The sequence below is a fragment of the Candidatus Methanomethylophilaceae archaeon genome (assembly GCA_017524805.1).
Lineage (GTDB): Archaea > Thermoplasmatota > Thermoplasmata > Methanomassiliicoccales > Methanomethylophilaceae > Methanoprimaticola.
Window position 1 is genome coordinate 88,762 of sequence record JAFXUX010000033.1, and the last position, 12,463, is coordinate 101,224.

9 protein-coding genes are annotated in these 12,463 nt (G+C 56.1%); 5 read left to right on the top strand and 4 right to left on the bottom strand.

Going from position 1 to position 12,463, the window contains the following annotated elements; all coding sequences use genetic code 11:
- The first annotated feature begins 1 nt into the window (after window position 1).
- Genes IKP20_07160 through IKP20_07180 form a run of 5 tightly spaced genes read left to right on the top strand, consistent with a single transcriptional unit; the run spans window position 2 to window position 9,650 of the window.
- The gene (locus IKP20_07160; GenBank protein MBR4504730.1) at window positions 2-2,446 is read left to right on the top strand and encodes a hypothetical protein; all 2,445 of its coding nucleotides are present in this window, start codon (window positions 2-4) and stop codon (window positions 2,444-2,446) included.
- Entirely contained in the window at window positions 2,443-4,500 is a 2,058-nt protein-coding gene (locus IKP20_07165) for an Hsp70 family protein (GenBank protein ID MBR4504731.1), read from the top strand. Before IKP20_07160 ends, IKP20_07165 begins: the two co-directional genes overlap by 4 nt.
- 30 nt (window positions 4,501-4,530) lie before the next feature.
- Window positions 4,531-7,404, top strand: a complete 2,874-nt coding sequence (locus tag IKP20_07170; protein MBR4504732.1) for a zinc ribbon domain-containing protein — start codon at window positions 4,531-4,533, stop codon at window positions 7,402-7,404.
- 5 nt (window positions 7,405-7,409) lie between these two features.
- The gene (gene grpE / locus IKP20_07175; protein MBR4504733.1) at window positions 7,410-8,120 is read left to right on the top strand and encodes a nucleotide exchange factor GrpE; all 711 of its coding nucleotides are present in this window, start codon (window positions 7,410-7,412) and stop codon (window positions 8,118-8,120) included.
- Between the two features lie 6 nt (window positions 8,121-8,126).
- A complete protein-coding gene (locus IKP20_07180; GenBank protein ID MBR4504734.1) occupies window positions 8,127-9,650 on the top strand; it encodes an Hsp70 family protein in 1,524 nt (507 codons plus the stop codon).
- 153 nt (window positions 9,651-9,803) lie between these two features.
- Here the strand turns inward: IKP20_07180 and IKP20_07185 are convergent, their stop codons facing one another.
- From IKP20_07185 to IKP20_07200, 4 genes are read right to left on the bottom strand one after another with little or no spacing between them, the layout of a single operon-like run.
- Complete coding sequence (locus tag IKP20_07185) at window positions 9,804-10,421, bottom strand: hypothetical protein (protein MBR4504735.1); 618 nt, start codon at window positions 10,419-10,421, stop codon at window positions 9,804-9,806.
- Window positions 10,422-10,432: 11 nt separating this feature from the next.
- Window positions 10,433-11,053, bottom strand: coding sequence for a hypothetical protein (locus tag IKP20_07190; GenBank protein MBR4504736.1), 621 nt, complete (start codon window positions 11,051-11,053; stop codon window positions 10,433-10,435).
- On the bottom strand, window positions 11,050-11,877 hold the full coding sequence (locus IKP20_07195) for an ABC transporter ATP-binding protein (protein ID MBR4504737.1): 828 nt from the start codon (window positions 11,875-11,877) through the stop codon (window positions 11,050-11,052). The genes IKP20_07190 and IKP20_07195 overlap by 4 nt, the downstream gene beginning before the upstream one ends.
- Complete coding sequence (locus IKP20_07200; protein MBR4504738.1) at window positions 11,874-12,254, bottom strand: GntR family transcriptional regulator; 381 nt, start codon at window positions 12,252-12,254, stop codon at window positions 11,874-11,876. Before IKP20_07200 ends, IKP20_07195 begins: the two co-directional genes overlap by 4 nt.
- Window positions 12,255-12,463: the final 209 nt, after the last annotated feature.

Consider the following 12,463-nt stretch of genomic DNA (forward strand, 5'->3'; position numbering starts at 1 on the left):
CATGCCGGAGCAGATCATTTACACCATAAACCGCGCGATACCAGGCCATCTCCAATCCGGCTACGGGATATACTCCGAGACTGAGGGCATCCCCGAGGGGGACCGCGCCGATGTCCTGGCAAGATTCTCGTCGTTCAAACCGCCCATGCCCATAAGCGGACCGGATGATCCCAATCTGGAGCTCATACCCAAAGCCCTGGCGTTCGGGACGCTGAAATCCGGGAAGATGTGCGTCGCCCAGAAAACCTTCACCGGGTACATCTACGGGATGCCGAGCAGATACAACAATTACGTTTCGCACTCGTTCATCTGCGATGATCTGGAAGGCTACCCGATAGAGTACATGTCCTCCCCGTCCTTCTGCACCGGGATCGACTTCGACGGCATGGACGTCACATCGGCTCCCGCCAGCCTGGACAGCTCCCCGCCGGCTCTGGAAAGCGGGCGCGCGATATGCCTGGAATCGACGGAAAAGTTCGTGGAATCCAGGGACAAAGGGTTCCTGAGGCTTCTGACATATAGGATACTGGACGCATGCGACAGGAAAGACAAGGTGCTGCTCTGCGCCGATTGGAAGGAGACCCCATTCTGGATAGCCGCGGTCACCATGCTGTTCCCCAAAAAAATCGCGGACAGAATGACGTTCGTTACCTATGTGCATCCGGACAACGCGGCGGTATGCGAAGAAACGATAATGGGCCTCTACGAGAGGCGCAGAGGCCAGATCCGCGAGGGCATAATGACCTCCGATGACGAGGCCTTCGACCCGTCGGAGACGTTTGACGGCCCGTTCAACGAGTACATAGACGGGGCGTATGGCGGGCTGAGGGAGGGATTCTTCGGATTCCTGGCGAAAGCCGAAGCGGAAACCCCCGGCAAGGACATCATAGGCCTGTATGACCTGTACTGCATTGCTGAGAAAGGCATGAAGCTGTCAGGGGACAGCCTTGACCGCGCCTGGGAAGCGCTGAAGAAATACGGCGCCAAACTTCCCGCGGAATGCTCTGCGGCCGCCGTGGAATGCAGGATGGAAGTCTTGGACGATGCCGACGTGGATTTCATCCAGAACGATCTTTGCCGCTCCCTGAAGGACGAGGAATGCGTGAGGAAGATCAGGATTGCCGTGGCGAAAAGCCGCCTCCAAGGCATGGACGGCCTCAGACCTTCCGAGCTGATGGGATTTTACGAGAGGAACAGGGGATCGATCGCGGATATGGCGTCGTATCGCCTCGGAGACTGTATGGGGTCGCTTCCCGGCGCCTGCCTGGCCGCCAAATACTGGTCGGACAGCCGCTCCAAGGATTCCTTTGAAGCGGCATCGGCGGCGCTGAGCCAGGCCGGGCCAGAAGCGGCGGAATTCATCCTTTCGGATCGCCCCTTGGCCATGGCCGCTTTGGGTTCGGACAGCCCGGCGAGCGAGAGTCTGAAGCGCTCTCTCCTCGAGGGAATGCTTTCTTCGAAGACCAGCTTGGATGAGGCTGCGCGCCTTGCGGAGGTGATAGGATACGATGCCGACCTCCAGGATGCTCTGGACGACCGCATGGCGGAAGGCCCATACGCCGGAGCCTATGTCAAAGGCAGATGCGAGAGCCTCATCGCCGAAGGGAAGACGAAAGAAGCGGAATCGATGTATCTGTGCCATTGCGAATCGGCCAGCACGGAAGAGATGCTGGATGCCCTGGAATTCCTGGGGGCTGCCGGCAAACCTCTGGAGAAAGCGTGCATCCCCACAATAGCCAAGAGATTCGAGAGCATGCCCGGGGACTTCCTGTCCGAAAAGAAGATGCGCATCGCCCATATGCTGGCGGAAATTGATGAGACCCTGGAGGGATCCCTCCGCACCGCCCTTTATCTGACCGCGGACAGCATAAGCCTCGGAACCCCGGCGGATCTGGATGGATACGATTCCTTGAGTCCGGAGGAGAAGAGATCATTCTGCCGCAGAGCCCTCCGCCGCGGGGTCAGGATGGACGAGGAATGGTTCGAATCCAGGCTCGCCCCGTTCGTCGGACACGAAAGCTCCGAATTCTACGAAGCGGCGGCCGACATAGTCCGCCCCACGATCATGGACTCCCCGGAAGTCCTCGCGGCATACATCGTGGCCGTAGGGAAAACCGGGATCGACGTTTCCGACCTCACGTACAAGAGCATACCTTGGCGCGGGAGGCCTTCGAGACTCGAGAGAGTGGTCGAGAAGATAGGCGGAAGCGAAGAGGACCTGGAGACATATTACGAGCACTCCGAGAGGCCCCCCGAAGAGAAGGGAGGATTCCTCGGCGGATGGGGCAGCAAAGAATCCGACAGCCAGACCAAAGAGGAGAAGAGCAAGCGCTCCGGCGGCAAGGATCCGGGATCCGACAGATCAGACAGCCGCAAAGAGGAAGGCCAGCGCGAGGAAGGCGGAGGGAACATCCTCAAAGGCCTGAAAGGCTTGTTCAAAAAATGACGGTGGACGACATGGCCGGGATAAAAGTTGGGATAGATTTGGGGACCACGTACTCAGCGATAGCTTACGTGGACGACAGCGGAACGCCCAGGATGATCGAGACCGACTGGGGCGAGGACACCACCCCTTCGGTGGTCGCCATAACCGATGACGGGTACATAGTCGGACACGAGGCCAAGGAGTTCCAAGCCAGCGGAACCGAAAACGCCTTCTCGACGTTCAAGAGGTTCATGGGAAGCAGCCACCGCTATTACGCCGGCGACAGGGAATTCAGCCCGGAAGAGCTGTCCAGCATGCTCCTGAAACGCATGAAGGAGGTGGCCGAAAAAGTATCCGGGAAGGAGATAGAGGGCGCGGTGATCACCTGCCCCGCGTACTTCAACGAATTCCAGAGGAAAGCTACCAAAAAAGCCGGGGAAGACGCCGGCCTGAAGGTCTTGGACCTGGTGAACGAGCCTACGGCGGCCTCCGTCTATTACGGATTCAAAAAAGGCGCCAACGGCACGCTGATGACCTTCGACCTCGGCGGAGGGACTTTCGACATCACCATACTGGTTATCGCGGACGGGAACATCACCGTCAAAGCCACCAAAGGGGATTCCGCACTGGGCGGGAAGAACTGGGACTCCGAGCTTTGCGACATCGTCTCCGCCAAATTCCAGGAGGAGACCGGAGACAGCTTCGAGAACGACAAGGAGTTCATGTGCAAGATGATCGTCGACTCGGAGAAGATGAAAAAGGAGCTCTCGTCGAGGAACGACGCCAAGATGAGGATAAACTACGGCGGCAGCGCGGTCACCATCTCCGTCAGCAGAGATGAGTTCGAAGAAGCCACATCCTATCTCGTAGACAAGACGATCAGCATCTGCAGAGACCTCCTCGCCGAGATGGGCATGAAATGGAGCGACATCGACCACGTGCTTCTGGTCGGAGGCTCCACCCGCATGCCGGCCGTCCGCTCTGCCATCAAAAACGAGAGCAAAACGGACGTCATCATCCATGAGGACACCGACCTGGCCGTCGCCAAAGGGGCAGCTCTGCTTGCGAACGCGCAGGAAGGCAAGATAAGGATACACAAGAAAGAGCAGGGCATGGGCGTCAGGACCGTCAACATGAGCTTCAAGGACGTGACCCCGTTCGGCCTCGGAACTTTGGTCACCGATCCCGGGTTCACAAAATACCTCAACAAGATAATGATCGCCCGCAACTCCGCGATCCCGGCCAAAGGCCGGCGCACTGTCAAGATACAGCCCGGGAACTATACCACGAAGCTCGACATATACACTATCCAGGGCGAGAGCGAGAACCCCTTGGACGTGGGCAACAAAGTGCTGTACCTGACCGTCGCAAAAGAGATAGAGAACGACGGGGACGGCGTGGAGATAGATATCGACTACGAATACGACCGCAGCGGCATGGTTAAAGTCACGGCCTATCAGGGCGAACGTCTCCTCAAAATGGAGACGGGGGTAGTCCCGGACAACTGCGCTTGGATGGGCAAGCCCCCTGTGGCCGAGAAGATCGCCGGAGGAAAGAAGTACATCATCCTGACGATTGACCTGTCCGGAAGCATGAGCGGCAATCCTTTGAAGGAAGCCATCAACGAGATGTGCAAGTTCGCCAAGATGATCAAGGACGCGGAGTTCGCCCTGGTAGCGTTCGCCGACTCCTCCAAAGAGGTCTCCGGATTCACTACCCCCGGCAACATACTGTCTAAGATCGAGTCTCTGAACAGCGTCAACGTCGGCGGAGGTACCAGCTGCAACCCCCTGAACAAACAGGTATATTCCCTGGCCAAAAGCGTCGCAGGAAAAGGGAAAGTGTTCGTCGTGACGCTGACGGACGGCCAATGGTATGGCGACAATACGGTCGAGAGCAGCATAAAGAGCCTGAAAGAGCTTAAAGTCGAATGCATAGGCATCGGGTTCGGGGACGTGGACAGAACCTTCATCCGCAAGATATCATCCTCCGACAAATCCGCTCTAAAAGCCAGCTTCGGAGGCCTGGGAAGAACGCTGTCGTCGATAGCTTCAGATATCAGCGGAAGCAAATGATGCGGACACAGGAAGCGAAGAGGACGGACGATGACTGACCCTTACAAAGCCTTGGGACTCAACCCTCTGAACACATACGACAAGCCTCAGGTGCAGCAGAGGATAAACGCTCTGAAGAGGGCCAACGAAATCAAATACAGCCCGGAGGAGCTTGCCAGATTCGAGGCGGAGATAACTTCCGGGATGGCCGCGGACGAATCCCTGGCCGCAATGAAGAAAGATTTCTCCAGGGTTCTGAGGAGCTTCATCTTCGTGCGCACGGACGGCAAGCAGGTGATCTTGGACAAGAGCGCCGACGCCATCTGCAAGAAGATGAAGAACAAAGGATGGAACATCGAGAAGGATGACATCGACGATCTTACCAAAACCCCCATCGAGAAATGCAAGGACTACGCCCTGAACGCGAAGCTCGTCGGAGCCCTGGGGGCGATGGAATGCAAGCCGTTCGTGGAATGGACCAACGACGCCGTGGACACGGCCAACGGCTACGGAGGAAACGTAGATAAGCTGGGCCCGAAGTTCGATGCGAGCGAGGTCAGGGCCATCTACGCCGCCCTCAACAAAATCTTCGACGTGCTGATGGAGCAGCGCAAATGCATGGACCTCGTCAAAGCGTTCAGGAAAGTGAAGCCCTGCGTTGACGACGACAAGCTGCTGGAAGACCTGAAAACATGGTCCGTCCTGTGGGAGATCGTCGAGGACATAAGGGCCTCATCCTCGGACCGCATAGAGAGGAGCACGATAGAGGCCCTCTTCGAAAGCAACGGATTCGCCCGTTCCGGAGCTGACACCGACAAGTCCCTGAAAGCGCTCGAGCAGTACTGCATGAGCATGGGGATAATCGCGAACCTGTCGAAGGACGACGATTTCGATCTCAGATGCGGCTCGTGCGGCGCCTACATGCCCAAAGACAACGAGAAATGCACCGTCTGCGGGTCGGATCTGTACTACCACTGCAAATGCGGGGCCACGACGCCTTTTTCTGAGGGGAAATGCAAGCGCTGCGGAATGGGGATAGCCCTCGTCAGCGACATCAAGGAAACGCAGAAGAAGGTCGAAAAACTGACGGCATCCTACGGTCTGGCCGAGCTCAGGCGCCTGCTCAATGACCTCGGGGAGCACAAGAAAAACTTGGATCCTCTGGTCTTGGCCAGAGCCGAAGCTGTTCTGAGGGACAACGACGCCATCGTTTCCAAGTTGGATTCGCTGATCTCAGCATCGAAAATAAACGAGGCCCTGGAAGCCTCGAAGAGATACCTCGCCGGGAAGCCAAACTCCCCAGACCTCGAACAGGTGAGGCTGCGCAAGAGCCACTGCGAATCCACGATGGCCGAGGTCAGAAGGCGCCTCCAGGACGCCGGGACCCTTTCGGGGAAGGACGCCGCCAAAGAATACGCCGCGATAATGCGCCTCTGCGCCGACTGCCCCGAAGCCAACGCGCGCTTGGAAGGCCTCAGGCCGCAGAAGCCTTCCTCGGTGATGCTGTCGGAAAGCATGGACGGGTTCATCAGGATAAGGATGGCCCAAGCCGACGGGAAACCGGCCGGGTATGAGATCGTCAAGAACGCCGGCCGCGCCCCTAGGAACCGCGAGGACGGAGAGACGATAAAGACCGCCGCCTCGGAATACGTGGACCGCGACATCGTCTTCGGGAAGGGCTACTACTACGCCGTATACTCCGAGAGGGAAGGGATATCATCATCCGAGCCTACGTACGCCGGACCGTTCGCCGTGTTCTCCAACGTGAGGAACCTCCGCGCCTCTTCGGAAACGAAGGGGATACGCCTGAGATTCGATGTCCCCAAAGGATGCAGCAGAGTCTGGATGTGCAGATCCGAAGGCTCCGTACCGGCTTTCCTCGGCATGGGACGCATAGATCTTGGGACCGAGGGCGGATATCTGGACGTGGAATCCTCCGGCGAAGGCATGTCATACGGTTACCTTCTGGTGGCCGAATATTCCGACGGGCGCTCTACGCCGGCGTTCTCGAAAGGCGTCTCGGTAGTATGCACCTATGAGAAGGTCCCGGAACCGCCCGGCAATTTCAAGGTGCAGCCGAAAGGGAACGGAACTTTCTCGGCCGCATGGAACCAATGCAGAGAGGAATGCAGGCTGTATTCATCGCCGAAGCGCATCGGCGGAAACAAAACGGCCACCGCTGATTACGTCAGAAAGAACATGTCGCCCCTGAGCTTCGAGACAACGGGCCAGAATTCGGCTTCGTTCTCGCTCCCGCCCGGCGCCGTGCTGTACGTCTACCCCGTGGTCATATCGGGTTCCAACGCCGCCATAGGCGCCGAAAAGCTCGTGCACAACGCGATCCCGCCGGACAACGTCAGATGCGTGTACAGCGGAGGGAGATACGTCGTCACATTGGACTGGCCGAAAGGCGCCTTGGCGATGAGGGCATGCTATTCCGGGGACGGATTCCCGTCGGACCCCCACGAAGGGTTCTCTGTAAGGAAAACCAAACAGGAGTACGATGCCCAGAAAAAGATCGAGATACCGTCCAAGGATTCGGAGATATTCGTCGCCGTCTTCTCCGAATATCCGGAGAGCACATTCTCCGAGGGGCGCAGCATCAGCTGCTCCAAGCTGAAAGAAAAAACCGCGATAAGATACAGCATCACAAGCGGGCTGTTCGGAACGAAGATAGAGTTCTCGACCGACCCCACATTGAGCGCCCTGCCTGAGATGGCGCTCCGCGTATCCGACTTCGGATTCCCGCGCCCGGACGACGAGAAGATTGCCACCGTGAGCAAAGTCGATCTGAACAAAGGAAGGGGCACTTTCGTCCTCTCCAAAGAAGCGGCCAAAGCGTATAGGAGCTCCAAGAGATCGGGGCTATTCTTCGCGAACTTCGAGGACTATGAGATTTACACGCTGGAACACCCCAGGAGCTGATTGATATGGAAGAGACAGAAAGAACGGACGAGATATGCGCGGATGCCGGAGAGCAGATCCCCGGACCTTCCGCGGAGGCGACCGAGCCGGAACCTGAAGAGACGGAACCGACGGCGGAAACTTCCGGGCCCGAAGAGCCATCGGAAGAGCCGGAAAAAGAAGACTTCGAACCTGAAGAGACGCCCGAAGCGGAGATCCCATCGATAGATTCCCGTCTCGACGGCATATCTTACCAATTGGCCGAAATCTGCGACAGAATCTCGGTTATGGATGTGCTGCTGGAATCCCGCACCATACCACAATCGGTGTTCCAGCACTTCAACGGGACCATCTCCGGGCAGCTGGATAAGGTCAAGATGAGCCTTACCGCGGACATCCTGAAGGAGATCATCAAATTCAGGGAGGATATGGCAAGGTTCCTGGCCAACGCCCACGAGAAGAAAGATGAGCTTACTGTGGACTCTTTGCTGAACTCCTTCGACAACTTCGATTACGGGCTCCTGAACATCCTCGAATGCCGCGGGGTTTCCTGCACCCGCGCGGAGATCGGAACGGCTTTCGACAGCAAAACCCAGAAGATCGTGCCCCCGGCCGTCCCGACCGGCGACAGGGAACTTGACAAAACCATCCAATCGATCAAAACGGACTGCTATGAGCTGGAGGGCAAGGTGATCTATCCCTCCCAGGTCAAGGTTTTTAAGTACAACGGAGAATGATAAGATATGTCAGACCTCAAAATAGGAATCGACCTCGGTACCACATACTCATGCATCGCGGTTATCGACCCCGCCACGGGGCTCCCGACCATCGTGAAGAACTTCGAGGAAGAGGAGACCACCCCCTCCGTGGTCCTCTACGACACGGAAAACAACGAAGTCATCGTCGGAAAAGATGCCAAAGCCAATGCAGCGATCTATCCGGACACCTGCTTCGACTCGATCAAAAGGCACATGGGAGAGGCGGGATTCCGCATCTACGTCGGCGACAAGGAATACTATCCCCAGGACCTCTCGGCCGAGATCCTCAAAAAACTCATCAGAGATTTCAAGCAGTTCTATCCGGAGTACGACATGAGCAGCGTGACCATCACCTGCCCCGCATACTTCGACGAGAACCAGAAGAAAGCCACCAAGCAGGCCGGCGAGATCGCCGGTTTCAAGAACATCAACATCGTCGAGGAACCCATCGCCGCGGCCATTTCTTACGGAGCGAAGAGCGACAAAAACCAGACCGTGTTCGTGTACGACCTTGGAGGAGGAACGTTCGACATCACCATCATCAAGATAGAGAACGGCAACTACTCCGTGTTCTGCACCGGAGGAGACTCCGGCCTGGGAGGAAAAGATTGGGACAGAGAGCTCGAAGACCACATAATAGAGAAGATCGCGGAGGCCGAGCCTTCCCTCGATGTGGGCGAGATCAAGAGCGGCGAGAACTACCCCGGGATCGCCGCCAAAGTCGAGGACATCAAGAAGCAGCTGTCCACCAGGACATCCGTCAAGAACTACTTCACCGTCGGCGCCAACAACATAGCCGTCGAAGTGACCCGCGAGGAGTTCGAATCGTGGACGGAAGCCCTTCTGGACAAGACCAGAGGATACATAGACACCCTGATGGCCGAGAAGAACCTCTCCTTCGACGACATAGACAAGTTCCTTCTGGTCGGAGGGTCCACCAAGATGCCTCAGGTCCCCGCGATGCTCAACAAATTCTACCCCCAGCTCGCAGGGAAGATCGAGAGCCACGACCCCAACCTCGCGGTCGCCAAAGGCGCGGCGCTGTACGAGCAGATGGTCACCGACGTCAAGACCGGCGGCATCAGGAAGTTCACCAGGGTCATGCCCCATACCTACGGCATCATCGCCTTCGACGACGAGAAACAGAGGGACATGGTCTGCAACATCGTCTACCGCAACGAGCAGCTCCCGCTGGAAGGGGCCAGAGAATTCTCCCCGTCCTCCAACGGCCAGACCCAGGCCCGCATCCAGGTGTGCAAGAACGACGCTCTGGAAGAGGACGGAGACCAGGAGGTCGACCTGTGCCCCAAGATCGGAGAATTCGTATTCGATCTCGCCAGCGACAGCAGGATGAACGAGGAGATCATTGTGAAGATCCGCGGGAACGAGAGGGCTGAGCTTGAAGCTGAATGCATCTACCGCGGCGTCTCCAAGATCTACTCCCTGCAGTTCACCGGCGACCAGATCATGTCCGAAGAAGAGATCAAAAGGAAGAGGCTCGGAGCCTGAGATCCCCGTCCGCCTCCGAGGGGCCGCCTCCAGGCCCCTCCGTACGGGCACCAAACGGTTTGACGCCGATGACAGAATTCAACGCGCATATCGTTACGGCAATCATGCCCGCCGGATGCCGTGATCCTTCGGTAAAAACATAAAATCAAAGCCTTATGGAGCCGAGACCTTGTTCAGCGGATCTGAAAAGATCCTTATTCTGAACTCCTGGCTGATCGACCCCTCGCCTGCATCGTCCCCGTACGAAACCGACATCCATATCCGAATCTCGCATTGGTCTCCGTACATCCTAAAATAAAAAACGTTGCTCACATCGTTCTCCGCGGATCCATTCCCACGGAACTGAGAGACGAATCCTGAGCTGAATCTCATTTCAGTTCCATCCGTCGCCGTGACCATGATGCCGCCGGCAATGCTGCTCTGGCAAACCTCCATGGTTCCTCCAGAGGAAATAGACAGGCCATCCATCCTGGATTCGCCGGAGCAGTCCATCACGATCCTGTCTGCAGCACGTCCGGATAGAATAGACTGAACTGCGAGCCTATACAAGCCGGATTCTTCTGACAGCCCGAATCTTTGTTCGATGTACATGCCATCTGCATCCATTTCGTATCTGCTTCCATCGCCGTCGCGAAGATCGAAACATACGGAGCCGGACTCATGCACAGAACGTTCGATGCCGTCCTGATGGGCAATCCCTATGATGCACATCGACAGAAACATCACGGCGAATATCGCGATAGCAACCAGCATTGCGGCTTTGCCATTCATCGAGCATCACCTCAGGCGCCGTGTGGGTCGAAGCGGCATTCCGATATTATCAGGATAGCCACCACGGTTATAGCAGTTGCAGCGATGGACATCCCCAGAATGTGCTCGTTCGGTGCGACAAGCCTGAACACATGCACAAAAACCGCGGCGACGCCTATGACGGGGGATATCACGGCCGCCGATTCAAACGGAGAAAGGTTGCGGTTATACGACCAAAACGCAAATGTGCACGCCGCCAACGCAGACAGCGAAAGAATCATGATCAACATCCCTGAGATCATGTATCCTGTTATCTGGGGGTTGATCAGGGCATAAGACAGCAACAGAATGCAATTCGCCAAGACAGGAACGGATATTGCCGCGATAATAGGACTTTTTATCGCCTTGGGATTCCCGAACGTGGACAATATGAATTTTACCCACCCCGATTCAACCCATTTGGAGATCGACAGCATGGACATGGAGAACGCGCTGGACAGCGATGCGGCAGCTATGAAGACTACATAGCTGTGATCGATAGCGCCCATGCAAGATGCCGAATGGTACAGAGCGATGAACAGCGCCGTGACCAGGATGCCGATGGCCATTTCTCTCTTCAGAAGAAATATCGAGGCGACGACCAGCCCCCTCAATTTACCAATCCTCCGCAATGCATTACGAGATCTTCGAGGGTAACGTCCTCGATTCCTAGCTCTGGAAAGCTCTCCGACAGCTCCGGCCTGCCCTTTATGAAGATTGCGCTGCCGTATCTCCCGGATTCCTCGCCGATCACGTATTCCCGCTGTATCGGCTTCGCGGGTGCGTTCACGCGACCGTACTCGCTCATGACAGCATTCATGTCATCGAACAGAACCTGTTTGCCGCCGTCCAAAAGGAGAACGTAATCGGCATTGACCTCCAGCATCGGGGCGTCATGCGAGGCTATGACGACGGTATGCCTCTCATCCGAAACGTATTCCCTCACAAGACCCAGGACTTTGTCTTTGGAACCCGGATCCAGACCCGAGGTAGGTTCATCCATAAGCAAATAATCTGTCTCATGCGACAGCGAGACGGCGACCTGAAGCTTGGTTTGGTTTCCCTTGGACACCTCAGCTATCCTCAGTTCTGGGTCGATATCCAAGAACGAGCACAGATGGAAGAATCTGCGGCGATCCCAGCCGGGAATGACTATAGACATCAGCTTGGAGAGCCCATAGGCATCAATGTCCGGCGGATATGGGCAGCGATCCAGCACGATGCCCATGTTCCCGCCGATAACTGGCTTGGAATAACGAACATCGCCCGAGTCAGCGGCGTACGAACCGGAGATGCAACTGAGCAAGGCGGTCTTCCCCGAGGAATTCTTGCCGATTATGGCCGTAATATTCCCTGCAGGGAGCTCTGCATCGATAGGACCCAATATGAAATCATGGAACCTCCTCTCCAGATGGTTGATGGCGATTCCCGCGTTCATCTCTTCCCCTCCTCATAGAAGATGGATACTATGTCGATGAGCTCCTGCAGACCGACTCCGTAGGTCTTAGCCTCCTCGACGGCCTTGCTCAGCAGCGATTCGATCTCGTTCAGCTTATACTCGGAAAGAAACCCGAAATCCGTATCGGAAACGAAACTTCCCTTTCCCACCATGGAAACTATGAAGCCTTCCTTCTCGAGATCCTCATAGGTGCGCTTAGTGGTTATCAGGCTGATTTTCAGATCCTTGGCAAGCTCGCGCATGCTCGGAAGCGGATCGCCCGGGCGAAGCTTTCCTGAGAGAATCATGTTCTTTATCTGAATCTCCAGCTGTTCGTATATCGGTTTTCCAGCTGATTTGCTGATGATCAGTTCCATCTGCTAGGCATCAGGCATTCCCCGTATTTAAAGTACATATAATAATTAATATATATACTTAATATATACAATAGTTCAGCAGAAATGCTAAGTAATCGGGAGGTCTGAATGAACAGAAAGATTTTGGTTCTAATGGCGATAATAACACTTGCCACGTTAGTTTCCATGGCGTTTCTTCCATATTCCATGGGGAATAGCAAACAAATCTC

Coding starts and splice junctions, on each gene's coding strand:
- IKP20_07160 (MBR4504730.1), top strand. CDS start 2: ATGCCGGAGCAGATCATTTACACCATAAACCGCGCGATACCAGGCCAT.
- IKP20_07165 (MBR4504731.1), top strand. CDS start 2,443: ATGACGGTGGACGACATGGCCGGGATAAAAGTTGGGATAGATTTGGGG.
- IKP20_07170 (MBR4504732.1), top strand. CDS start 4,531: ATGACTGACCCTTACAAAGCCTTGGGACTCAACCCTCTGAACACATAC.
- grpE (MBR4504733.1), top strand. CDS start 7,410: ATGGAAGAGACAGAAAGAACGGACGAGATATGCGCGGATGCCGGAGAG.
- IKP20_07180 (MBR4504734.1), top strand. CDS start 8,127: ATGTCAGACCTCAAAATAGGAATCGACCTCGGTACCACATACTCATGC.
- IKP20_07185 (MBR4504735.1), bottom strand. CDS start 10,421: ATGAATGGCAAAGCCGCAATGCTGGTTGCTATCGCGATATTCGCCGTG.
- IKP20_07195 (MBR4504737.1), bottom strand. CDS start 11,877: ATGAACGCGGGAATCGCCATCAACCATCTGGAGAGGAGGTTCCATGAT.
- IKP20_07200 (MBR4504738.1), bottom strand. CDS start 12,254: ATGGAACTGATCATCAGCAAATCAGCTGGAAAACCGATATACGAACAG.